Below are 25,838 nucleotides of genomic sequence, written 5' to 3'. Positions count from 1 at the left end.
TATTTCCCCCTATTTATTATTTTTTTCGTTAAATTCTTTTACAAGATTAGCCTTTGCGGCAAGAGAATTTGAACTTGCCTTTGATCTAAATTCCTCTGCATTTTTTAAAGCTTCAGAATTATCCTTAACAAGATTTGCCCTGTCAGTCATTGAAGTGCTTGAAGACTTTGTAGACATACGAGCTGCTTCATAAATTTGAGCCTGACGAATGCCACGCTTTTCAGCCTTAGCAGCTGCTTTATCCTTGTTCTTCTCAATGATACTTTCAAGATCAATCTTTTCAAAATGCTTATTTAAGAAGTACTGCTGAACTACACGAACTAAAGCACCAGCAATCCAATATAAACCAAGACCTACAGGAACTGTAAAGCAGATAAAAAGTGACATAAGTGGCATCATAAGATTCATTGTCTTCATCTGTGCTGCCATCTGCTCTGACTGTCCTTCAGTAGACTGTGGAGTAAGCTTAATGTTTAACATCTGTGTTAAATAAGATATTACTGGAATAAGTAAAGCACAGAAAATTAAAAGGAAATCTTTCTTTTCTGAAGCCCATCCAAACTTAATAAGATTAAGTGGAGTATCACTAATGTTAAGTACAAATAAGTAGTTAATCTTTTCAAGCTTAGCTACAACAGTATCAATAGATGATGTTAAATCAGGAAAAGCATTTGTAAGTGCATCCCAACCTGATGAAGGAAGCTTATAAAGAACATCTACTAAATAATTAGAAACTACAGTCTTATCGCTAACTGTAAAATCATAGTTGACATTTCTAAGATTAGCTGAATCTGCAATATTAGTCATAGTCTTTGCAAATCCATCTGTAGCCATAATTCCGTTAACAAGCTCTGTAAATACATTTTTTACAGAAGTAATATAAGCAGGAACATTATAGAATACTCTATAAAGAGCAAAAAGAATAGGCATCTGGATTAACATGTAAACACAGCTACCAGTTGGTGAAATACCGTATTTATCATAAAGTGCCTGAGTTTCCATCTGCTGCTTTTGCATACTATCCTGGTCTTTTGCACCCTTATACTTATCTTGAATAGCTTTCATTTCAGGCTGCATCTTACGAGTTAAAACAGCAAACTTCTGCTGCTTGTAAGTAAGTGGGAACATGCAAAGATAGATAACAAAAGTGAAAATAAAAATTGTAAGAGCTATGTTTTCAATGCCAATGCTAGCAAGTAAAACATAAATCTTATCCATAATCCATCCTAATAATACTGCGATAGGTCCAAGGATAGAACCACCATAAGCGGTAAGTAATAAATCGCTCAACGTAAAACCTCCAGTTAATTAAGGAACCGGATCAAATCCACCATGAGAAAAAGGATTACATCTAATAATTCTCCAAAGAGCTAAACCGCCGCCTTTAATAGCCCCATATTTTTCAACTGCTTCAAGTCCATAAGCAGAACATGTAGGACAATAAGGACATTTGGTGGTTTTCATTGGTGACAAATATTTTCTATAAAACTTAATTAAAAATATAAATAACTTCTTCAACATGATAGAAAAGATGATTCCAATTATTTACGAGTTACTTTGTGAAGATTTGCAAGATGAAGCAAGGATTTTTGTATTTCATCAAAAGTAGCGGAAGCTGCGGCTTCTCTTACAACGACTACAATGTCCAAACCACTATTGAACATCTCTTCATTTAGTCTATAACTTTCTCTTATCAGTCTCGTCAAATGATGCCTAACTACTGAATTTCCAACCTTTTTACTAACAGAAATTCCAATACGATTTCGATCTGTATTATTATGGTAGATATACATTACAAGCTGTCTATTAGCTTTTGACACACCTCTTCTGTACACGAGCGTGAAGTCTTTATTCTTTTTTAGAGATTCACTAAATTCCATAACAATATTTTCCTTTTAAATAAGAAGAAAGACCACATGGTCTGTGGCCTAAGCTGATAATTTCTTTCTTCCTTTTGCACGTCTAGCTGCAAGAACCTTACGTCCACCAGCTGTGCTCATTCTTGATCTAAATCCATGTACTTTGGATCTCTGTCTCTTTTTTGGTTGATATGTCATCTTCATAATATATCCACCTCCTCTTATGAGAAAACATCAGTTGAAATTATAACTGCAAAAGCCTATAAAGTCAATAAAAAATGCATTATTTAATATTTTAAGTAGGTGTGGATAACTCAAAAACACAATATCTCTACTAAACCTAAAAATGGAATACAAAATGTTGTATAAAACTGGCAAAAATATTTTTAATCTTATCTACAATGTGTGGAAAACTATGTGGATAAGCTGGAAAAAAATCAATTTTATCCACACTAACTATCAAAAATAATGTAAAATAGGGATTGTAAATGTGGATAAATCAAATTTTCCATATGTGGATAACTATAATTCTAATATTAGAGGCCCAAATTTGCGAAATAAGGCATTTTAAAATTTACACAATCCCCTACACCAATTTGTAGTAAATATTGATAAAAAGCCATATATAGGGTAGAATATAGAATAGTTTAAAATGTGGATAAAAGGGAAATTTTATGGAAGAACTTGTTAAAAAATGGGACGAAATCCTAGATTATCTTAAAACTGAGTATAGTATCTCAGATGTTTCTTATAATTCTTGGTTAAAACCTCTCGAATTATTTCAAATAGAAGATAATAAACTTTACATTACCTACAACGGTGATCAAAATCAAATGACAATTGGTTACATTACAAGAAAGTATGCTACACCAATTAAAGTAACAATTGCAGAAATAACAGGAATGCAATTCGATGAAATCATATTCATCACCCAAGAAAATGCAAATCAAATAAAAAAAGAAAAGAATGTTGATTTAATTAAAATAGAAGAAAGTGCTCCATTCGAAGAAAAACGAATGGTTAACACTACCATTAATCCTAAGTTTACATTTGAAAATTTTGTCGTTGGTAGAAATAACAGATTTGCTCAAACTGCAGCACTTGCAGTAGCAGAATCTCCAGGAGAATTTTATAATCCTCTATATATATATGGAGGACCTGGTCTTGGCAAAACTCACTTAATGCAAGCTATTGGAAATTACATTGAAAATCAAAATCCAAACACTCATATATTATATGTAACTTCAGAAGAATTTACTAATGAAGTAATTGAAAACATGAGAACAAACAATAATGCTACAGCAATGCAGCGCTTCAGAGATAAGTACAGAACTGTTGATGTTCTCATGGTTGATGATATTCAATTTATTATAGGTAAGGAAGCAACTCAGGAAGAGTTTTTCCATACATTTAATGCATTACATGCAATGGGAAAACAAATAGTTATTTCATCTGATAAACCTCCAAAGGATATGGAAACATTAGATGATCGTTTTAAATCAAGATTCGATATGGGTCTTATGGCTGATATTGGATATCCAGATTACGAAACTCGTATGGCTATCCTTAATAGAAAGATTGAAGAAAAAAATTTCAATTTGGATGAATCAATTAGAAAATACATAGCTGAAAATATTCAGTCAAACATCCGAGAAATCGAAGGCGCTCTTAATAAATTAATAGCTTTCTCAAGACTTGAAAAGATTGATATTACAATGGAAATAGCTGAGCGAGAATTACAAAACTTTATTTCTCCTAACATTTCAAGAGAAATAACTCCTCAGTTAATTATAGAAGTAGTTGCTGAACACTTTAATATTACAGTTGATCAGATGGCTTCTAAAAATAGATCAAGTTCCGTAGTTAGACCAAGACAGATAGCCATGTATTTATGTAACACAATGACTGATTCTTCATTACAAGCTATTGGTCTTCTACTTGGCGGACGAGACCATTCAACAATCATCCACGGAGCTAACAAAATCGAGGATGAAATAGTTAAGGATGAAAACACAAAGAATCTTGTAGAAACAATTAAGAAAAAGATTAATCCTAATTAATGTTAATAACTTGTTGATAACTATGAAGATAAGTTGTGATTTAAATGTGAATTGTTTGTAGACAAATTTTTGTTTAAAAATTTAAACATTTTTTATTCACAAATTATCCATATATTATCAATACTAAATTCACAGATTTTCAAAAGTTATTAAGTCATGTTTTACGTATAAATACTGGGGTTTCACAGTTATATACAAATCAACAACCTATAATAATAATACTTAGAAAATAAATTATATTTTTTATGTTTAAGAAAGGGAGCACACAAAATGAAAATATCTTGTCAAAAAGCTGACCTTGTTAAAGGAGTTAATATTGTATCAAAGGCGGTACCAACCAGAACAACAATGGCAATACTTGAATGTATCCTAATTGATGCATCTTCTGGAGAAATAAAACTTACTGCTAATGATATGGAAATTGGAATTGAAACTATCGTTAGTGGAACAATACATGAAAGAGGAATTATTGCTTTAGATGCAAAGAAATTTTCTGAGATTGTAAGAAAGCTTCCTGAAAACGAAGTTACTATAGAAACAGATACATCATTCAAAACATCTATTACATGTGAAAAAGCTAAATTTGATATTATAGGAAAATCTGGAGAAGACTTCTCTTATATTCCAGTAATCCAAAGAAATCAGCCAATCGTTATTTCTCAGTTAACACTTAGAGATATTATTAGACAGACAATATTCTCAGTTGCTGATAATGAAAACAATAAGTTAATGACTGGTGAGCTTATTGAAATCAAAGATAACAAACTTAAGGTTGTAGCTCTTGATGGACACAGAGTTTCAATCAGAAATGTAGAATTAAAGAATCCAGCTAATGATGTTAAGGTTGTAGTTCCAAAGAAAACATTAAATGAAATCATCAAGATTATTGATGGTGGTATTGATGATGAAGTAAATATTTACGTTACTGATAATCATATTATTTTTGAATTTGATCAGACTACAGTTGTATCTCGTATTATTGAAGGTGAATTCTTCAAGATTGAACAGATGCTTTCAGCTGATTATGAAACAAAGATTAAGATTAACAAGAAAGAATTCTTTGATTGTATCGACAGAGCTACAATTCTTGTTAACGAAGGTGATAAGAAGCCTATTATTGTAAATGCAGTAGGAAATACAATGTCTCTTACTATCTCATCTTTCATTGGAACAATGAATGAAGATATTGATATTGTTAAAGAGGGTAAGGATATTATGATTGGCTTTAACCCTAAGTTTGTATTAGATGCGCTTAAGGTTATTGATGATGAAGAAATTAATCTTTTCATGCTTAATGCAAAGAGTCCTTGCTTCATTAAGGATGATAATGGTTCATTCATTTACATCGTTCTTCCTGTTAACTTTAATAATCCAGGAGCAAACTAATGGAAAAAATATATATACGTGATGAATTTATAAAGTTAGGCCAGTTACTTAAACTGGCTAACTTAGTTGAATCTGGAGCAATGGCTAAGGAAGTCATTGAAGAAGGATTAGTAAAATATAATGGCGAGGTTGAAACTCGTCGTGGTAAGAAAATCTATCCAGGTGATATTGTTGAATTTAATGGAGAAAGTGTAACAGTTACTAATGATAATTAAATCCATTGAGCTGGAAAATTTTAGAAACTATGACTCACTTAGTATTAATTTTGATGAGCATACTACTATTCTTTTCGGTGACAATGCCCAAGGAAAGACAAATATTTTGGAGTCTGCCTATATGTCAGGGACAACAAAATCCCATAAAGGCAGTCGTGATAAAGAAATTATTAAATTTGGTAAAGATGAAAGTCATATAAAAACTATTGTTACAAAGAACAATAGAGACTATCAAATAGATATTCATCTCAAAAAAAATAAATCAAAAGGAATTGCTATTAATAGAGTTCCAATAAAAAAAGCAGCAGATTTATTTGGTCTTATAAATATAATTTTCTTCTCACCTGAGGACTTAAATATCATAAAAAATGGTCCTTCAGAAAGAAGAAAATTTATGGATGCAGAGCTTTGTCAGATAGATAAAATCTATCTTTCTGATCTTACAAATTACAATAAAGCTCTAAATCAAAGAAATGCTTTGTTAAAAGAGATGATTTATAGGCCTGAGTTAAAAGAAACTCTACCAATTTGGGATGAGCAGCTTATAAATTATGGCAAAAAAATTATTAACAGACGTCAGCAGTTCATTAACGATATAAATATTATTGTTAAGGATATTCATTCAAAAATTACATCTGGTAAAGAAAACATAGATGTTAGCTATGATCCTAACATTGAGGATATTTTCTTTTTAGATGAACTGGTCAAAAACAAAGAAAAAGATATGAGATTTTGTCAAACTTCAGTTGGTCCCCATAGGGATGATATTAAAATAACTGTTGATGGAATTGATATTAGAAAGTTTGGAAGTCAAGGACAACAGCGTACCTGTGCCCTATCTTTAAAGCTTTCTGAAATAAAGCTTGTTGAAAATACAATAAATGATAAACCAATATTACTTTTAGATGATGTTTTATCAGAGCTTGATAAAAATCGTCAAAGTGATTTATTAGATAATTTACTTGATACACAAACCATTATTACTTGTACTGGAATCGATGAATTTGTTAAAAATCGATTTATGTTAAATACAGTTTATAAAGTAACTGATGGTTCTATAGAATTAAAAACGGAGGAGCTAAATGTCAGCAGAAATTAATCAGGAATACGGTGCAGACCAAATACAGATTCTAGAAGGTCTTGAAGCAGTTAGAAAAAGACCTGGTATGTATATTGGTTCAACCTCTGAAAGAGGTCTTCATCATTTGGTTTATGAGATAGTTGATAATGCTGTTGATGAGGCCTTAGCAGGATTTTGTACTCATATTCAGGTAACAATTAATCCAGACAATTCAATAACTGTTATAGATGATGGTAGAGGAATTCCTACTGGTATCAATCACAAAGCTGGTATACCTGCAGTAGAGGTTGTATTTACTGTACTTCATGCTGGAGGAAAATTCGGCGGTGGCGGTTACAAGGTTTCAGGTGGACTTCACGGTGTAGGTGCATCTGTTGTTAATGCTCTCTCAAACTGGGTTGAAGTTGAAATAAAACGTGAAGGAAAAATCTTTAAACAGAGATATGAGCGTGGTAAAACAATGTATCCTCTTAAAAAAATTGGCACATGTCCTGCAGAAGAAACAGGTACAAAGGTAACATTCCTTCCTGATAATACTATTTTTGAGACTACTATTTTTGATTACAAGACACTTAAAGTAAGACTTAGAGAAACTGCATTCCTTACAAAGGGTCTTAGAATTACACTTACTGATACAAGAGGTGAAGAGCCTAAGGAAGAAAGCTTCCATTATGAAGGCGGTATTAAAGAATTTGTTCAGTATATAAACCGCGGAAATAAGCCTCTTTACGATGATGTTATTTATTGCGAAGGTACTAAGGATAACATTTATGTTGAGGTTGCTATGCAGCACAACGATGGATATCAAGATCAGGCATACAGCTATGTAAATAACATCGTTACACCTGAAGGTGGTACACATCTTACAGGTTTTAGAGGTGCGCTTACAAAGGTATTTAATAAATACGCAAGAGATAACAAGATTTTAAAAGATAACGACCCACAATTAGAGGGAGATGATATTAGAGAAGGATTGGCAGCAATCATTTCTATCAAGATTGAAGAGCCTCAGTTTGAAGGTCAGACTAAGCAAAAGCTTGGAAATTCAGAAGCTAGAGGTGCTGTAGATTCAATCGTTACAGAACAGTTAACATGGTTCCTTGAACAGAATCCAGCTACAGCAAAGCTTATCTGCGAAAAATCTCTTCAGGCTCAAAGAGCTAGAGAAGCTGCAAGAAAGGCTAGAGATTTAAGCAGACGTAAGACTCCACTTGAAGGAATGTCACTTCCAGGAAAGCTTGCTGATTGTTCAGATAAGGATCCTAAGAACTGCGAAATCTTTATCGTAGAGGGAGATTCCGCTGGTGGTTCTGCAAAGACTGCTAGAAGCCGTGCAACTCAGGCTATTCTTCCACTTCGTGGTAAGATTCTTAACGTAGAAAAAGCTAGAGAAGATAGAATCTACGGAAATGCAGAAATTCAAGCTATGATTACAGCATTCGGTACTGGTATTCATGAAAACTTTGATATTTCAAAGCTTCGTTACCACAAAATCATTATCATGACTGATGCCGATGTTGATGGTGCTCATATTGCAACACTTATGCTTACATTCTTGTATAGATTTATGCCAGAGCTTATTAAGCAGGGTTATGTATATCTTGCTACTCCTCCACTTTATAAGTTGGAGAAAAACAAAAAGGTTTGGTATGCATATTCTGATGAAGAATTAAATCAGATTCTTACTGAAGTTGGTCGTGATTCAAGCAATAAGATTCAGCGATACAAGGGACTTGGTGAGATGGATGCTGAGCAGCTTTGGGAAACAACAATGGATCCTGAAAAGAGAATACTTAAGCGTGTTGTTATTGATGATGAAGATGTATCAGAAATCAACGTTACATTCTCAACTCTTATGGGCGACAATGTTGAGCCAAGACGTGAATTCATCGAGGCTAACGCAAAGTACGTACAGAACTTAGATATATAAAAACCTATTAAAAATTCGGGCTTCGCCCGATAGGAGCAAAAAAGGAAAAATATGGACGACAAAATTTTTGATAATATTCATGATGTTGACCTAAAAGAAACTATGGAAAACTCTTATATCGATTATGCGATGAGCGTTATCGCTTCACGTGCACTTCCAGATGTAAGAGATGGTCTTAAACCAGTTCAGCGTAGAGTATTATTCTCTATGATTGAACTTAACAATGGTCCTGACAAGCCACACAGAAAATGTGCTCGTATTGTCGGTGATACAATGGGTAAATATCACCCTCATGGTGATAGTTCTATTTATGGTGCACTTGTCAACATGGCACAGGAATGGAACACACGTTATCCACTAGTAGACGGACATGGTAACTTTGGTTCTGTTGATGGTGATGGCGCCGCTGCCATGCGATACACAGAAGCACGTCTCTCAAAGATTTCTATGACAATGTTTGGTATCAACTACAAGGATGATAAATTCACTCTTGGTAAAGATATCGACATGGATGGCGTAGATTTCATGCCAAACTTTGATGAGACTGAAAAAGAGCCTACTGTTCTTCCAGCCCGCTACCCTAACCTACTTGTTAACGGTACAACAGGTATCGCTGTAGGTATGGCTACAAATATTCCACCTCATAATCTTCGTGAAATCATTGGTGCAGTTAACAAAATCATTGATAACCAGATTGAAGAAGATAGAGATACAGATATCGAAGAAATTCTTAATATCGTTAAGGGACCAGACTTTCCTACAGGTGGCGTAATTCTTGGAAAAGCAGGAATTGAAGAAGCTTACCGTACTGGTAAAGCTAAAATCAGAGTTCGTGCCGTTTCAGAAATCGAGCCAATGGATAATGGTAAAAACAGAATTGTTGTTACTGAAATCCCATACAACGTTAACAAAGCTCGTTTAATTGAAAAAATTGCAGAGCTTCATAAGGATAAAAAAATCGACGGAATTACAGACCTTCGTGATGAATCATCACGTGAAGGTATGCGTATTTGTATTGAGCTTAGACGTGATGTTAATCCTAACATCATCCTTAATCAGCTTTATAAGCATACTCAGTTACAGGATACCTTCGGTGTAATCATGCTTGCCCTTGTTGATAATCAGCCAAAGATTCTCAACCTTAAGGAAATGCTTACACATTACTTAAATCACCAGAAGGATGTTGTAACTCGTCGTACAAAGTACGAGCTTAACAAGGCAGAAGAAAGAGCACATATCTTAGAGGGATTACTTATTGCTCTTGATAACATTGATGAAGTTATCCAAATTATCAGAAGTTCAGCTGATGTAAGCACTGCAAAGCTTACATTGATGGAGCGCTTCGGTCTTTCTGATGCTCAGGCTCAGGCTATTGTAGATATGCGTCTTCGTGCTCTTACAGGTTTGGAGCGCGATAAGATTCAGCAGGAATACAATGAATTGCAGGTTCTTATTGGAAAATTGAAGGCTATTCTTTCAGACGAAAAGGTACTTCTTTCAGTTATCAAAACTGAAATTACAGAAATTGCTGAAAAGTATGGTGATGATAGACGTACATCTATCGGATATGATGAATACGATATCAGCATGGAAGATATGATTCCAGTTACTAACACAGTTGTTACATTTACAAAGCTTGGTTACATCAAGCGTATGAATGAGGACAACTTTAAGGCTCAGCACCGTGGTGGTAAGGGAATTAAGGGTATGGATACAATAGATGACGATTATGTAGTAGAAATGCTTATGATGTCATCTCACGATTATCTACTCTTCTTCACTAACAAAGGACGAGTATATCGTATAAAGGCATACGAAATCCCAGAAAGTAGCCGTACTAGCCGTGGTATAGCTATAGTTAACATTCTTCAGCTTCAGCCTGATGAAAAGGTTACAGCTATGATTCCTATCGAGGATTACCACGAGGATAAGTATCTATTCATGGCTACAGCTGATGGTTTCGTTAAGAAAACAAAGATTACAGAATACGATAACATCAGAAAGAACGGTCTTACTGCTATCACTCTTCGTGATGACGATAAGCTTATCGAGGTTAAGCTTACAGACGGTAAGGAAGATGTAATTATGGTTACAAAATATGGCCAGGCTATTCGTTTTAGTGAAACTGAGGTTAGACCTACAGGCCGTGCAACCATGGGTGTTATAGGTATGAACCTTGCAGCTGATGATATGATTATCGGAATGCAGATGATTTCTCAGGGAGAGTCTCTGATGACTGTATCTGAAAATGGTTTAGGTAAGTGTACTTTAATGACAGAATTTAACACAATCCATCGTGGTGGTAAGGGTGTTAAGTGCTATAAGATTACAGAAAAGACAGGAAATCTTATTGGTGCAAAGGCAGTTGAAAAAGATGACGAAGTAATGCTTATTAATACAGCTGGAACTATTATCAGAATTGAGGTAGCTGGTACTGCTCTTCTCAGTCGAATTACATCAGGTGTAAAGCTTATCGATTTGAAGGAAAATACTAAGCTAATTAGCATCGCAAAAGTTAGAAAAAGTGAGACAATTCTGGAAAATGACGATGAAAATGTAGGCGAAAATTAGTGTTAAAAACATTATAAAAAAAAATTTGGGAAATCTTTAAGATTTCCCTATTTTTTTGTTGACTTTATAGGAATACTCTAGTAGAATAACACTTGCGTCGAACAAAAGAAGTAATACCTACAACTTTGGAGAAGTACTCAAGAGGCCGAAGAGGCGCCCCTGCTAAGGGTGTAGGTCGGGCAACCGGCGCGAGGGTTCAAATCCCTCCTTCTCCGTTTTACTTATATATATGGTGCCATAGCCAAGTGGTAAGGCAAAGGTCTGCAACACCTCTATCACCAGTTCAAATCTGGTTGGCACCTCTAATTTAAATCCCTCGACCCTAGTAAATGGGGGCGAGGGATTTTTGTTTACATAAAAACTAACTGTTCAAAAATGTGAGAAAGGAGAATTTTGCAATGACAATTTATGACGAGTTAGTAGCGCGTGGCCTGATTGCCCAGGTGACAAACGAGGAAGAAATTAAAAAATTAATTAATGAGGGCAAGGCAACTTTCTATATCGGCTTTGATTGTACTGCAGATAGCCTTACTGCTGGTCACTTTATGGCCCTCACATTAATGAAGAGATTACAGATGGCTGGCAATAAGCCAATTGCCCTTATAGGCGGTGGTACAACTATGATTGGTGATCCATCAGGTCGTACTGATATGAGAAAGATGCTTACTAGAGAAGACATCAATCATAATGCTGAATGCTTTAAGAAGCAGATGGAGCGTTTCATTGATTTCAGCGATGGTAAGGCTCTTATGGTAAACAATGCTGATTGGTTACTTGACCTTAACTACGTAGACCTTTTAAGAGAGGTTGGAGCTTGCTTTTCAGTTAACAACATGCTTCGTGCAGAGTGCTACAAGCAGCGTATGGAAAAGGGTCTTTCATTCCTTGAATTCAACTACATGATTATGCAGTCTTATGACTTCTATCACATGTTCCAGGAATACAATTGTAATCTTGAGTTCGGTGGTGATGATCAGTGGTCTAACATGCTTGGTGGTACAGAGCTTATCAGACGTAAGCTTGGTAAGGATGCTCATGCCATGACTATCACTCTTCTTACAGATTCACAGGGTAAGAAGATGGGTAAGACAGCTGGTAATGCAGTATGGCTTGATGCTAACAAAACATCTCCATTTGATTTTTATCAGTACTGGAGAAATGTTGGTGATGCTGATGTTCTTAAGTGCATCCGTATGCTTACATTCCTTCCAATGGAAGAAATCGAAAAGATGGACAGCTGGGAAGGTGCTCAGCTTAACGAAGCTAAGGATATATTAGCTTATGAGCTTACTCAGATGGTTCACGGTACAGAGGAAGCAGATAAGGCTCGCGAGGCTTCAAAGGCACTTTTCTCAGGTGGAGCTAATTCTGAGAATATTCCATGTCACAAGCTTTCAGATGAAGATTTCCGTGATGGCAAGGTAGATATCCTTCAGATTCTTGTATCTTCAGGTCTTACAGCTAGCCGTGCTGAGGCTCGTCGTGCTGTTCAGCAGGGTGGTGTTTCAGTTAACGGAGACAAGGTTGCTGATCCATTTACATCATACGAAAAGGATGCATTTGCAGAGGAATTCCTTCTTAAGAAGGGCAAGAAATCTTTCTGCAAGATTGAAGCTTAATAGTATTTTCACAATAAAAATATACAATAGTGCCAAGGTGTTAGCCCTTGACACTATTTTCTTTTAAGGAGGAATTTATGGAAGCAATAATTGAACAGTCAAGAGTCTTCTATTTTGATTGGGAATTAGATTTACTTCATTGGTTTCAGAGTATTCATAATACCGCGTTAGATTGGCTGGTTCCAAAGATTACCATGTTAGGAAATGCAGGTTGGTTTTGGATAGCCGTAACTCTTCTACTGTTACTTTTACCATTCAATAGAAAAATGGGCTTTCAGGCAGCAATTTCTCTAATTCTTACAGTGATATTATGTAATATTATATTAAAGCCTAGTATCATGAGATGCAGACCATGCTGGTTGGAACCAGAGGTTCAATTGCTTGTTAAAGTACCTCATGACTATTCATTTCCATCAGGTCATTCAAATGCAAGCTTTGCTGTAGCAACGGCAATTTTCACTAGAAATAAAAAGCTTGGCATACCAGCACTTATCCTTGCGGCTGCTATTGCTATAAGCAGATTATATGTTTTTGTTCATTGGCCAACAGATGTATTAGTTGGCACATTAACAGGTATATGTGGCGGCATCATAAGCTACTTTATAGTGAATTTTATTTACAAAAAACTTAAAAGAAGCTAAAGGTTGAAAAATCTAGCAAATTTTAGTATATTGTATACATCTCGTGAGGGAGTAGCTAGCGCTATTAAACGAATGCGTTGTTTGTCAACAGACTCGGGATTGACCCTGGCAAACATTAAATAGTGAGACTCACGTGTAGCCATAGATTTGGTTACACGTGGGTCTTTTTTGCTATATCAGCCCTCACAAAAAAAAGGAGTTTAATATGAGTGTAGTAGACGTATTTTTATTCGGTGTAGGTCTATCTATGGATGCATTTGCTGTCGCTATCTGCAAAGGACTGGCAATGAAGCAGGTAAATAAAAAGCAAATGTTTATGATAGCACTATTCTTCGGTGGTTTTCAGGCATTGATGCCACTGATTGGTTTCATTTTGGGAAGCGCATTTGCTGATATGATTTCAGCCTATGACCATTGGATAGCCTTTGTACTTCTGTTGTATATAGGTGGCAAAATGGCTATTGAGGCAATCAAAGAATGGAAGAATGAGGATAAGGTGGAAATCATGGATCCACCACTTGATTTAAAGGAGCTTACACTTCTTGCAATTGCCACAAGTATTGATGCATTAGCCTGTGGTGTTACTTTCTCATTCTACGAAGGATTTAACATACTTCGTGCAATCTTAATTATTGGTTTAACAACATTTGCTATTTCAGCAGGTGGTGTTTATGTGGGAAATATTTTTGGTAATAAGTTCAAGGCAAAGGCCCAGTTATTAGGCGGAATTATCCTAATTTTCCTGGGCGTGAAAATCTTGCTTGAGCATTTATATGGAATATCATTTGGGTTTTAAAGGAGGAGAATAAAATGATATTTTTTAGCACAATTCCAGGAGCTCTGCTACTTCTTGTAGTTGGCTTCGTATTTCTTATTAAAGGCGCAGATTTCTTCGTTGAAGGTGCCTCAGCAGTAGCTAAAAAGCTTCATGTTCCAGCACTTGTTATCGGAATGACAATTGTTGCAATGGGAACATCTCTTCCAGAGCTTTCAGTTTCAGTAACTGCATCACTTGCTGGAAGTAATCAGCTTGCTATTGGAAATGTAATAGGTTCAAACATTTTCAACCTTATGGTAGTACTTGGTAGCTGTGCACTCTTCTCTGCTCTTGAGGTTAGCGATGATACTATAAAAAAGGATTTTCCATTTTCAGTAGCATGTGCCATTGCACTTATGATAATGGGACTTATTGGGAATTCAGTTGGACACATTGATGGAGCAATTCTTCTTGTTGTATTTATCATTTTCTTAGCATCAATGCTTAAGGCTGCTAAAAAGTCTAGAAAAGATGCTGCAAGTCTAGCAGAAGAAGATGTTGAAAAAGAAATAGTTGATATTCCTACATGGCTTTGCATCATATATATCGTTGGTGGAGCTGTTGCTATTAAATTTGGTGGTGACTGGGTTGTAGATTCCTGCACTACTTTAGCATTAAAGTTTGGAATGTCAGAAACTTTAGTAGGACTTACAATTGTTGCACTTGGTACATCACTTCCAGAGCTTGTTACATCAATTGTTGCAGCTAAGAAAAACGAGCTTGATATGGCAATCGGAAATGTAGTAGGTTCAAACGTTTTCAATATTCTATTAATACTTGGTACAGCAGGTGCCATTTCGCCAATGACATACCTTACAGTTAATGCTATTGATACCCTTATTCTTGTAGGTTTTTCAGCAATTGTTTGGGCTATGTGCCTAAAAAAGAAAAATCTTAATAGAGCAAACGGTATTATCATGCTTTTACTATATGCTGTTTATTTAGGATATATCATACTAAGAGATGGAGTATAAAATCTTTCAATATATCAGGTAATTATAATTGTGGAAAACGAAACCTCTTTGTGGAAAAAGTGGTAAAAAAGCTATTATTGTGTTAAAATCAAAAGGTTTAGAGGGGATTTTTCGGCTAAAGGGAGGTAGATATTTATGGGACTTTTAGATGAACTTTCAGATAGCATTGCAAATACAACGAAAGACCTTGGAAAAATGGCACAGAATGCTGGTGATATGACCAAGCTTCAGTACGATAAAAAGGTCAAAGAAAACGAACTTACCAAACTATATGAAAAGCTTGGAAGAAAGTATTACGAAGAGCAAAAAGATGAGGACCGTGAAGAAATAAAAGAAATCAAGGCTTGCGAGCTTCGTCTGCAAGAAATTAACAATGACATTATGGCACTTAAAGGGGGAAAGGCTTGTCCTAAGTGCGGTGCATTAGTTAAGAATGGCTCTAGGTACTGCAGTGCTTGTGGAGAGAAAATAGATGATATTTTTGAAGAGTAGGAGTTAAAAATGGGTAACAAAGGCAATTATTACATTACTACAGCAATCGCTTACACATCAGGTAAGCCACATATTGGAAATACTTATGAAATCGTTCTTGCAGATGCAATCGCACGTTTTCGTCGTCAAGAGGGATATGATGTATTCTTCCAGACAGGTACAGATGAACATGGTCAGAAAATAGAGCTTAAGGCCGCTGAAGCAGGCATTACACCAAAGGAATTTGTTGATAATGTTTCAGGTCAGGTTAGAAATATTTGGGATTTAATGAACACATCTTATGATAAATTCATCCGAACAACAGATGAAGATCACGAGAAGCAGGTTAAGAAGATTTTCAAAAAGCTTTATGATAAGGGTGATATCTATAAGAGCTCATACGAAGGACTTTACTGTACTCCATGTGAGTCATTCTGGACAGAGTCACAGCTTGTAGATGGCAAGTGCCCAGACTGTGGTCGTGAGGTTCAGCCAGCTAAGGAAGAAGCATACTTCTTCAAGATGAGCAAATACGCTGATAAGCTTATCGATTACATCAACACACATCCTGAATTTATTCAGCCTGTATCACGTAAGAACGAAATGATGAACAACTTCCTTCTACCAGGACTTCAGGATCTTTGTGTATCACGTACATCATTTACATGGGGTATTCCAGTAGATTTTGATCCAAAGCATGTAGTATATGTATGGCTTGATGCCCTTACAAACTATATCACTGGTATTGGTTATGATTGCGATGGAGAATCTTCTGATAGATTCAAGGCTTTATGGCCAGCGGATCTTCACCTTATTGGTAAAGATATTATTCGTTTCCATACAATTTACTGGCCAATTTTCTTAATGGCACTTGATCTTCCGCTTCCAAAGCAGGTATTTGGTCATCCATGGCTTCTTACAAAGTCTGCTGATGGTGGCGATGACAAGATGTCAAAGTCAAAGGGAAATGTTATTTATGCTGATGAACTCGTTGACTTCTTCGGTGTAGATGCTGTTAGATATTTCGTATTACATGAAATGCCATTCGAAAATGATGGTGCTATTTCATGGCCACTTATGGTTGAGCGTGTTAACTCTGATCTTGCAAACACACTTGGTAACCTTGTTAACAGAACAGTTTCTATGAGCAACAAGTACTTCGGTGGCGTTGTTGAGGACAAGGGTGTTGCTGAGGATGTAGATGCAGATCTTAAGGCTGTATGTACTTCTACTGTTACTGCTGTTGAGAAAAAGATGGCAGATTTACGTGTAGCTGATGCAATCACAGAGGTATTTAACTTATTCAAGAGATGTAATAAGTACATTGACGAGACAATGCCTTGGGCACTTGCAAAGGATGAAGCTAAGCAGGATAGACTTGCTACTGTTCTTTACAACTTAGTAGAGGGTATCTCAATCGGTGCTACTCTTCTCAAGTCTTTCATGCCTGAGACATCTGAAAAGGTATTAGCACAGCTTGGCGCTAAGGAAATCGCATATGATGAGCTTTCTACATTTGGTCACTATACAAATGGTGGAAAGGTTACTGATAAGCCAGAGATTCTTTTCGCTCGTCTTGATCTCGATGAGGTTATGGCTAAGGTTGCTGAGCTTCATCCAGCACAGCCAGAAGCTAAGGACGAGGATGATGAGGAAGGCATCGATATCGAGGCTAAGCCAGAGATTACATTTGATGATTTTATGAAGCTTCAGTTCCAGGTTGGTAAGGTAGTTTCATGTGAGGCAGTAAAGGGCTCTAAGAAGCTCCTTTGCTCACAGGTTAAGATAGGTTCTCAGACAAAGCAGATTGTATCTGGTATCATCAAGCACTATTCTCCTGAGGAGATGGTTGGTAAGAAGGTAATGGTTCTTGTTAACCTTAAGCCAGCTAAGCTTGCAGGCGTATTATCAGAAGGAATGCTTCTTTGCGCAGAGGATGCAGAAGGTAATTTATCACTTATGACACCTGAAAAGCCAATGCCATCAGGTGCGGAGATTTGCTAGTATGATTTTTGAGACTCATGCTCATTATGATGATGAGAAGTTCGACGCTGATAGAGTCGAACTTCTTTCTCATTTATTAAGAGAAAACAATATAGGAAAAGTTGTAAATGTCGGAGCTACTTTCAAAGGTTGTAAGGAAAGTATAGCCTTAGCTGAAAAGTATGATGATGTTTATGCAGCAATAGGAATTCATCCAGAGGAGATCGATGAAATAAACGATGAAGTAATGGAATATCTTCGCCAAAATGCCAGCCATGAAAAGGTGGTAGCAATTGGTGAAATAGGATTGGATTACTATTGGGTTAAGGAAGAAGAACAGCGCAAAAAACAGCGTATATGGTTTAATAAACAAATGGATTTGGCAAAGGAATTAGAAATGCCTGTTATAATCCATTCGAGAGACGCGGCAGAAGACACTTTAAACACAATTAGGCAGTATAATAATAGGCATGTAAAAGGTATTGTCCATTGTTATTCATATTCTAAAGAAATTGCAATGGAATATGTAAAGATGGGCTGGTATATAGGTGTAGGAGGTGTTGTCACCTTCAAAAATGCTAAAAAGCTGGTGGAAACAGTTGAAGCTATTCCACTTGAAAGCATTGTTCTTGAGACAGACTGTCCATACATGGCGCCTGTACCTCACAGAGGTGAGCGTAACTCTTCTATCTTTTTAAGTCATGTTGCTGAAAAAATAGCAGAAATAAAGAATATCAGCGTTGAAGAGGTAGAAAAGGTTACCTACCAAAACGCGTTAAACATATATAAAAAAGCAAATAGATAAGGAATATAAAATGGCATATTTAAGCAATCCAACCTATACAAGAGCTGTCTTAGAGGCTCATGGATTCTCATTTCAAAAGAAATATGGACAAAACTTCTTAATAGATGGAAATATTCTTGATAATATTATTGACGCAGCAGGAATTACTAAAGATGATTTTGTTTTAGAAATAGGTCCTGGAATAGGAACAATGACACAGCGCCTTTGCGAGGAAGCAAGGGAAGTTGTTGCTGTAGAAATCGATAAAACACTGATTCCAATTTTGGATGATACTCTCTCATCATATAAGAACTGGTCAGTAATCAATCAGGATATCTTAAAGGTTGATATTAAGAAGCTAGCTGAAGAAAAAAATGGCGGAAAGCCAATAAAGGTTGTTGCTAATTTGCCTTATTACATTACAACACCAATTATTATGGGATTATTTGAAAGTCATGTTCCACTTGAATCAATCACAATAATGATTCAAAAGGAAGTGGCTGACAGAATGCAGGAAGGCCCAGGCTCAAAGGAGTACGGTGCTCTCTCACTTGCAGTTCAGTACTATTCAAATCCACAGATTGTTTGTGATGCACCACCAAGCTGTTTTATGCCACAGCCAAAGGTTACTAGTACGGTAATTACACTTAAGTGCCATAATAATCCACCAGTTAAATGTGATGAAAAGCTACTATTCCAGATTATTAGAGCATCCTTCAATCAAAGAAGAAAGACTCTTCAAAATGGATTAAGCAACGGTTTACATTTTTCAAAGGAACAAATAGCTGAGGCTATTGAAAAGGCAGGTTTTAGTCCAACTGTCAGGGGAGAAGCATTATCTTTACAAGATTTTGCAACCTTAACCAATATTTTAAAAGAGTATTAAAAAAGGTGATTGGGGAGTTTATGGGAAATGAATGTTCTAGGATATAACAGAGAAATTCAATTATTGATTGGAGACATTCAACTAAATAGGGGAAAAAATCCAGGAGCAGTTATAAAGGCATGTGATAAACTGCTCGAAATTGGAAAAAACATAAAAGATGATGCGCTCATTGGTTATGCCTATTTTTCTATGGGTGAAACCTACTATCTATTAAATGATGCATCTAATTTTTATTCTCATATGCTTTCTTGCATGGGCCCAATGGAGCATGTAAAGGAATGGGGATACGTTGCAATGGCTAACAATATGCTTGGCATTGTTTCTCTAAACCGAGGAAATGCTCCATTTGCTCTTGATTACTATATCAAAGCCATCAGTATATGTGAGGATTATTCACTTCCTGATATTGAGTGGATGATTCACATGAATTTAGGCTCTTTATATCTAAATATCGAAGAATATCAAAAATCTATTTCACATACAGAGATTGCCCATCGTTATTTGTTGGAGCATACGGATATTGATAATTATATAGAAAACATGACTGCTACCCTACTTGGAATGGGTAGAGCTTATCTAAAATTAGATATGCAGGATAATTATCTTGAGGTTGAAAAGCGATTAAGATTAGACTGTATACCATTTTTACAGGAAATGGATAAAATCGTAATCTATTGTTTCTTTGCCAGAGTACATAGGGCTATAGGTGAAAACGAGGCAAGGGATTATTGGATTGATATGGTTAATAAAAACGCCAGTACAAGTATGCCTATATTGGATGTATTTGATGATTTTTATGACTATCTTCATATGCTTTTATCTATAGAAAAGTATGATGATTTTTTTGCAGCATATACTATACTGGATGATTTGACAAAGCATACATCAATCAAAAATCTTGAACGTAAGCTTTTAACTCTTAAAATCAGATATTATCGTAAAGTAAAACAGATAGAGGAATATAAAATATCGTCTGTTTTATATTTTGAGTTATCAGAATTTATGGAACGTGAGAATCGACTGATGGTTAGCAACATGGTCGTTATGCGTAATTCGTATATGGAGCTTACACAAATCAACCGAAAAGTCGAGGAGAAGAATACATTCTTGCAAAAACGTTCAGAGACAGATCCGCTAACAGGAATGTATAATAGACTGAAGCTTAATGAATATAGTGAGGATGTCTTTAAGAAGACTTTGGCTACAAAGACCAGCATTGCTGTTGAAATATTAGACATAGATTTCTTTAAACAGTTTAATGACAATTATGGCCATCAGTCCGGTGATGATTGTATTAAATGCATTGCTAACGTACTATTAAAGCTTTCAGCTGATGATAATATTTTTGCCGCACGATATGGTGGCGACGAATTTGTGATTATTTATGAAGGTTTAACCTATGAAATGGTGGAAGCCAAAGCTAATGAATTGAGAGACTTGGTTTATGAAGCTAAGATTGAACATCTATTCTCTTTGACAGACAATAGAGTTACTATTTCTCAGGGGATATGTTATGGTATGCCAACTAGTGGGGATACAATGTTTTCATATCTTCAACAGGCGGACAAAATGCTATATGAGGTTAAGCAAGAAAGTAGAAATGCAATAAAAATCTGCAATGCAGATGAGGCTAAAAAATAAAGGAAAGAAGTTTAATGAAAACTGTTAAAAAGATTTTTGTTGATGATGTTGTAGGATTAGCAAAGAATTTCTTTGCCTTAGTAATTGTAATAGGAATATGTTTTTTGCCAGCATTATATGCGTGGTTTAATATTTATTCTAACTGGGATCCCTATGGAAATACAGGTGCATTAAAGTTTGCAGCTGTATCACTGGATAAGGGATTTACAGACGAAAACGGTGAATATCATAATCAGGGTGATACCATAATTGAAAATCTTCATGAGAATACAGCTGTAGACTGGCAATTTGTAGATTCAGAAAAAGAAGCCACTGATGGCGTTTATAGTGGTGAATATTACGCAGCAGTTGTGATTGATGAAGATTTTACATACAACATGTACAACGTTCTTACAGAAGAAGTGGATCGTCCTATCCTACATTTCTATGAGAATCAAAAGAAAAATCCAGTTGCAACAAAAATATCTGATACAGTAGTACAAAGCCTTCAAAACAATATCAATGTAGCATTTACAGAGGTAGTTGTAAGTGAGGTTTTTTCTAATGCTTCTAATTTTTCAGATGAATTACAGGAGCAAGGTGGCGTTGATAGAGTTATTGATAAGCTCAAAACACTTAGTGCTGATTTAACAACATATCAGAATGCTTTTACTACTATTCTTGATAATGATGCTAAGCTTCAGTCTGCACTGGCAGTAGCTAAGCAGGATGCAAAAAATATCGAAAATCAGGCTAAAGTAAGTGCAGATGCGGTCAAAAATTCGCAGGCAGTTTCAGCACAGACTGCGACAACAGTTAATACATATTCAAAAGATGTTAAAGATGTAATAGATATAATAAACGCTAAGGCTGGTCAAATGAACAACTACTTAGATGTTGCGGCCGTAGCGGATAACGTAGAGCAAAAGGCAGATGCACTTAAAAAGGCAGCAGTTACAGCGTCAGAAATAGAGATAATGATTTATAGTTTGCCAGATGAAATCGGTAAAGATAAAATCGACGAAATAAAAGACTCTGTTCTTCCGCCCCTTAAGCAGATACAAAACTTTTCAAAATTTGTGGGCCGAGATACCAAGGACTTAGATAAAGTAATATCAGACCTTGAAAATATTGATTCAACAATTGCAAATAGTGAAAACAAGGTAGCTGAAGCTCAAAAGAAAAAAGAAGCTATAGAGCAGATAGATGTAGCCGCCCTTGTTAATCAGGGTGAAGACAAAGTTAATCAAGAAATTTCAAACTCCAAAGACAGTGCGATAAAGGTTGAAAACATCGTAACTGGTGATTTGAATAATAAAATAAATAGCGGATTAAACTCATTAACAGGGATGCTTGGAAATACTAATTCTCTTCTTAACAATGTGGGAGAAACATTTGGCAATTTAGTTGTTATGTTTAACGCTATTGATAATAGTGTAGATTGTGCAAACACAAGTATTCAAAAGACAAATGAAGCTATTGTCTATGTAAATGGTAGATTGATAGATGTAATAAATGAGGTGGAACAAGCCAGTGAAAGTGAAAAGCTTCAGGTTCTGGTAAATGCTTTATCAGGAGATCCTGAGGTATACGGAAAGTTCTTCTCTACACCAGTAAATGTTGTTACTGAAGCAGTTTATCCAATAGAAAATTATGGCTCTGCTGTTGCTCCATTCTATTCAACATTAGCATTTTGGGTTGGAGCCTTAATTCTTACAGCTATAATTAAGGTAAAGCCAGATAAATCAAAATATCCTGATGCGTCCGAAAGACAGCTATATTTTGGTAGATATGCGCTTTATTGGGTATTAGGACAGCTTCAGTCAATAATCATTGTCTCAGGAGACATATACCTCCTACATGTGCAGTGCGTTCATCCTCTTTTATTCTTTGTGGCAGGATCATTTATAGCTACTACATTTACTATATTGATTTATTCACTTGTAGTAACCTGGGGAGACGCAGGAAAGGCTTTGGCAGTAGTTTTAGTTGTTATTCAAATTGCAGGAAGCTCTGGAACCTATCCAATTGAGTTACTTCCAGAATTCTTTAAGAAAGTATATATCTTCTTCCCATTCCCATATGCAATCAATGCTATTCGAGAATGCTTATGTGGAATGTATAAGCTTGATTACCTTAAGTATTTAGGTACACTTGTAGTATTTATGGTCGTTTCATTAATAATTGGACTTCTCATAAGAATTCCATTTGAGCCAATTAATCACTACATGGAAGAAAGAATGGAAGATACTGAAATGATGTAGGAGACCGTGATATGGGCAAAGAAAAGGAAATAGTTTACGAAAAATTCTTAGAATTGCAACAGCAGGTACATCTGAAAAACCAAAAGAAAATAAAAGTTGGATTGAAGGTTAATATTTTATTACCACTGGTTTTCTTGATAATAAGCTTTGTGTCAGATCGTTCTAAGCTGGTATTCTTGGTTTTATGGATAGTTTCGCTGTTTGGTATAGCATTTTATTTGTTATACATTGAATATATGGATTTTAAGCTTCAAGAACAGCTTCAGGAGTTAGGAATTATGGAAAAAGAAGCTGAAGCACAGGCATTGATTGGAAATGAAGTAGTTCAAGGTATGAATGAAATCAATAATGCCCGTAAAGAAGTTAAAAAAGACATCAAGGATTTTAGTGAAGGACTTAAAAAGGAAATAAAAACTGATATACGTACTATGGGAGGCAAGCTTAAGAAATGAAAAATATCATAAAAATAATTGCCTCAGATATAAAAAGATTATCAACTAATGTAGTGGCAATGGTGGTAATTATAGGCTTAACAGTTATTCCATCATTGTATGCATGGTTTAATATTCTTTCCAACTGGGACCCTTATGGGGCTAGCGCAACTACAAATCTTCAGGTTGCCGTAGCATCTTCGGACCAAGGAATTGTAATTGGCAATATTGAATTAAATGTTGGCGACATAATCATCAGCAATCTCAAAGAAAACACTACAATCGGCTGGGTATTTACTGATACAGCCCAAGAGGCTGTAGCAGGGGTTTATTCTGGTGATTACTACGCTGCCCTTGTAATCGATGAAGAATTTAGTGATAACATGATAAGCTTTCTTAGTGGAGATATAGAAAACCCAGTTATCACCTACTATGAAAACGAAAAGAAAAATGCTATCGCTCCAAAGATTACAGCTAAAGTAAAAACGACAATTGAGCGTGAGGTTGACCATGCTTTTGTAAGTACGGTTGCGGAGGCATTGCTAAAAGGTGGCGAATATTTTGCAACTCTTGATGAAGAGGGAAACATAACAGGACAAGGAATTGCAAAGCTTGAAAGATTAGATTCCGATATGAAAGGAGTTATTGCTCTTTTAGATTCCTATATTGCGCTTATGGACTCAACAGAAAGTATTTCAGAGGCGGGCGGAGCTATTACTGATAGTGCTAAATCTATCACTAAATTGGCTGAGGAAATGGCAAATACTGCCCAAAAGGATGCAATTTCTGGAAAACAGGATTTACAAAAAATAAAAAATATAGCTGATGATAAGCTTTTAGAGGCTAGCAATAGTCTTGATACAGTTGATGGTGCTTTTAATCTAATCAACGCTAAAGCAAGTGGTATTACAATTGATAGTCAAGCTAACATAGATGATTTAGTAAAAACAGTAAATGATTTTACTGCTAAATGGGGTACAAAGGATACTGTTGGTACCTACTATTACATGCTTAATAAAGTAAATGTACCAAATCAGGATATTAACAATGCTATTCATACTTTAGCAGATAACTTAGACGTTAAGATTAAAGAAATCAATGATGATGTCAAAATAGTCGAAGAAGCATCAAAGCAGGGTGATGATTTATTTAACAACGCTAAGACAAAGCTTATAAATGATGTTGCTTCATGTATTAACGAAACAAAATATGTAAGAGATAATTATTTTGATACAGTAGTGCCATTAGAACAAAAAACAATGGATTCAGCATCTAAATCAGTTGCTGAGATTGAAAAATTATTAAATTACAATGCTACTAGCATAAACCTTGTAGTAGATAGTTTAAATAACTATTCAATACTTATGGACCAGTCTAAGGATTCATTGGTAAAATCACGCAATGAAGCAATAGACATGGAACGCCAGCTTGCTGCTCTTATTGCAGATATTAAGGGTATTGGAGACAATGAGGCATACCAAAAGTTTGTTACTCTTCTACAGACAGACCCTGATTTATTATCAGAATTTATAAGCAGTCCAGTGGAAGTATCGGATGAATATATTTATCCTGTAGAGAATAACGGTTCAATGACTGCCCCATTTTATATAGTGCTTTCAATTTGGGTAGGTGCACTTATTATGTCTACTATCCTGAAAACACCTGTAAAAGATACTACTGGTATGAGAAATTTAAAGAACTGGCAGTGTTTCTTTGGTAGATTTTTCGTGACATTTGTCATTGGCCAAATTCAGACAATCATTACTGTAATGGGTGCATTTTTGTTTGTTGGAATTCAGTGTGAGCATCCATTCTACTTCTGGTTGGCTTGTGCATGGACATCTCTGATATATTCACTACTCTTATACTCTTTCACCTATTCCTTTGGAAATATAGGTGAAGCATTATCAGTAATACTTATGGTTATCCAGGTAGCTGGTGCGGGTGGAACATTCCCTATAGAGGTTTTACCTAAGGTATTCCAGGTTTTATATAAGTTTATGCCATTTAAGTATTCGATGAATGCATTAAGAGAATGTATAGCAGGATTCTATCAGGATACATACAGAAATTGTATGCTAACACTAGTAATTTACGGACTTATAGCTATATTTGTGGGAGTAGCTTTATACTATCCATTTAAATTAATTAATGAAAAAATTGAGAACAGTAAGGAAAATTCTGGCATTCTCATTTAAAATAAAGGCAGGGAAACCTGCCTTTTTGTTGTATATGGGATTGGAGGT

Annotated in this window: 22 protein-coding genes and 2 tRNA genes; 20 read left to right on the top strand and 4 right to left on the bottom strand. The window is 35.5% G+C overall.

Annotated elements, in window-relative coordinates; genetic code table 11:
- Positions 1-9: 9 nt before the first annotated feature.
- From G611_RS0107750 to rpmH, 4 genes are read right to left on the bottom strand one after another with little or no spacing between them, the layout of a single operon-like run.
- On the bottom strand, positions 10-1,290 hold the full coding sequence (locus G611_RS0107750) for a YidC/Oxa1 family membrane protein insertase (protein WP_028243136.1): 1,281 nt from the start codon (positions 1,288-1,290) through the stop codon (positions 10-12).
- Between the two features lie 18 nt (positions 1,291-1,308).
- Positions 1,309-1,521: a membrane protein insertion efficiency factor YidD gene (gene yidD / locus G611_RS15615; protein ID WP_196801551.1), complete on the bottom strand. Its 213-nt coding sequence runs from the start codon at positions 1,519-1,521 to the stop codon at positions 1,309-1,311.
- A 20-nt stretch (positions 1,522-1,541) separates the two neighbouring features.
- Positions 1,542-1,880: a ribonuclease P protein component gene (gene rnpA / locus G611_RS0107745; RefSeq protein ID WP_028243135.1), complete on the bottom strand. Its 339-nt coding sequence runs from the start codon at positions 1,878-1,880 to the stop codon at positions 1,542-1,544.
- A gap of 48 nt (positions 1,881-1,928) precedes the next feature.
- On the bottom strand, positions 1,929-2,063 hold the full coding sequence (gene rpmH, locus G611_RS0107740) for a 50S ribosomal protein L34 (RefSeq protein WP_015550658.1): 135 nt from the start codon (positions 2,061-2,063) through the stop codon (positions 1,929-1,931).
- Between the two features lie 470 nt (positions 2,064-2,533).
- On the opposite strand from rpmH, the gene dnaA reads away from it, so the two are divergent.
- From dnaA to G611_RS0107640, 20 genes are all read left to right on the top strand, one after another.
- Complete coding sequence (gene dnaA, locus G611_RS0107735; protein WP_028243134.1) at positions 2,534-3,919, top strand: chromosomal replication initiator protein DnaA; 1,386 nt, start codon at positions 2,534-2,536, stop codon at positions 3,917-3,919.
- A gap of 270 nt (positions 3,920-4,189) precedes the next feature.
- A complete protein-coding gene (dnaN, locus tag G611_RS0107730) occupies positions 4,190-5,305 on the top strand; it encodes a DNA polymerase III subunit beta (RefSeq protein WP_028243133.1) in 1,116 nt (371 codons plus the stop codon).
- Positions 5,305-5,520, top strand: coding sequence for a S4 domain-containing protein YaaA (gene yaaA / locus G611_RS0107725; protein ID WP_028243132.1), 216 nt, complete (start codon positions 5,305-5,307; stop codon positions 5,518-5,520). Before dnaN ends, yaaA begins: the two co-directional genes overlap by 1 nt.
- The gene (gene recF / locus G611_RS0107720; protein ID WP_028243131.1) at positions 5,510-6,619 is read left to right on the top strand and encodes a DNA replication/repair protein RecF; all 1,110 of its coding nucleotides are present in this window, start codon (positions 5,510-5,512) and stop codon (positions 6,617-6,619) included. The genes yaaA and recF overlap by 11 nt, the downstream gene beginning before the upstream one ends.
- Positions 6,603-8,531: a DNA topoisomerase (ATP-hydrolyzing) subunit B gene (gene gyrB / locus G611_RS0107715; protein ID WP_036948664.1), complete on the top strand. Its 1,929-nt coding sequence runs from the start codon at positions 6,603-6,605 to the stop codon at positions 8,529-8,531. The genes recF and gyrB overlap by 17 nt, the downstream gene beginning before the upstream one ends.
- A gap of 51 nt (positions 8,532-8,582) precedes the next feature.
- On the top strand, positions 8,583-11,102 hold the full coding sequence (gene gyrA, locus G611_RS0107710; protein ID WP_028243129.1) for a DNA gyrase subunit A: 2,520 nt from the start codon (positions 8,583-8,585) through the stop codon (positions 11,100-11,102).
- 127 nt (positions 11,103-11,229) lie between these two features.
- A tRNA-Ser gene (locus G611_RS0107705) sits at positions 11,230-11,317 on the top strand.
- Between the two features lie 16 nt (positions 11,318-11,333).
- Positions 11,334-11,404: transfer RNA gene (locus tag G611_RS0107700), tRNA-Cys, on the top strand.
- Between the two features lie 96 nt (positions 11,405-11,500).
- The gene (tyrS, locus tag G611_RS0107695) at positions 11,501-12,721 is read left to right on the top strand and encodes a tyrosine--tRNA ligase (protein WP_028243128.1); all 1,221 of its coding nucleotides are present in this window, start codon (positions 11,501-11,503) and stop codon (positions 12,719-12,721) included.
- A gap of 77 nt (positions 12,722-12,798) precedes the next feature.
- A complete protein-coding gene (locus G611_RS0107690) occupies positions 12,799-13,362 on the top strand; it encodes a phosphatase PAP2 family protein (RefSeq protein WP_051195159.1) in 564 nt (187 codons plus the stop codon).
- 205 nt (positions 13,363-13,567) lie between these two features.
- Positions 13,568-14,158, top strand: coding sequence for a manganese efflux pump MntP family protein (locus G611_RS0107685; RefSeq protein ID WP_028243126.1), 591 nt, complete (start codon positions 13,568-13,570; stop codon positions 14,156-14,158).
- Between the two features lie 14 nt (positions 14,159-14,172).
- Entirely contained in the window at positions 14,173-15,153 is a 981-nt protein-coding gene (locus tag G611_RS0107680) for a calcium/sodium antiporter (RefSeq protein ID WP_028243125.1), read from the top strand.
- 135 nt (positions 15,154-15,288) lie between these two features.
- Positions 15,289-15,645, top strand: coding sequence for a zinc ribbon domain-containing protein (locus G611_RS0107675; protein WP_028243124.1), 357 nt, complete (start codon positions 15,289-15,291; stop codon positions 15,643-15,645).
- A gap of 9 nt (positions 15,646-15,654) precedes the next feature.
- Entirely contained in the window at positions 15,655-17,628 is a 1,974-nt protein-coding gene (metG, locus tag G611_RS0107670) for a methionine--tRNA ligase (RefSeq protein WP_028243123.1), read from the top strand.
- Between the two features lies 1 nt (position 17,629).
- Positions 17,630-18,412, top strand: coding sequence for a TatD family hydrolase (locus G611_RS0107665; RefSeq protein ID WP_028243122.1), 783 nt, complete (start codon positions 17,630-17,632; stop codon positions 18,410-18,412).
- Between the two features lie 10 nt (positions 18,413-18,422).
- Positions 18,423-19,277: a 16S rRNA (adenine(1518)-N(6)/adenine(1519)-N(6))-dimethyltransferase RsmA gene (rsmA, locus tag G611_RS0107660; RefSeq protein ID WP_028243121.1), complete on the top strand. Its 855-nt coding sequence runs from the start codon at positions 18,423-18,425 to the stop codon at positions 19,275-19,277.
- 27 nt (positions 19,278-19,304) lie between these two features.
- Positions 19,305-20,918 carry a tetratricopeptide repeat-containing diguanylate cyclase gene (locus G611_RS0107655; RefSeq protein ID WP_028243120.1) on the top strand — a complete coding sequence of 538 codons (1,614 nt, stop codon included), beginning with the start codon at positions 19,305-19,307 and terminating at the stop codon, positions 20,916-20,918.
- 14 nt (positions 20,919-20,932) lie between these two features.
- On the top strand, positions 20,933-23,161 hold the full coding sequence (locus G611_RS0107650) for a YhgE/Pip domain-containing protein (protein WP_028243119.1): 2,229 nt from the start codon (positions 20,933-20,935) through the stop codon (positions 23,159-23,161).
- 11 nt (positions 23,162-23,172) lie between these two features.
- Positions 23,173-23,613, top strand: coding sequence for a hypothetical protein (locus G611_RS0107645; protein ID WP_028243118.1), 441 nt, complete (start codon positions 23,173-23,175; stop codon positions 23,611-23,613).
- Entirely contained in the window at positions 23,610-25,790 is a 2,181-nt protein-coding gene (locus G611_RS0107640; RefSeq protein ID WP_028243117.1) for a YhgE/Pip domain-containing protein, read from the top strand. Before G611_RS0107645 ends, G611_RS0107640 begins: the two co-directional genes overlap by 4 nt.
- Positions 25,791-25,838: the final 48 nt, after the last annotated feature.

The sequence above is a fragment of the Pseudobutyrivibrio ruminis AD2017 genome (assembly GCF_000424305.1).
Classification (GTDB): Bacteria; Bacillota; Clostridia; order Lachnospirales; family Lachnospiraceae; genus Pseudobutyrivibrio; species Pseudobutyrivibrio ruminis_B.
Note: the sequence above shows the minus strand (reverse complement) of the source record. Positions and strands in the feature narration are given on the sequence as shown.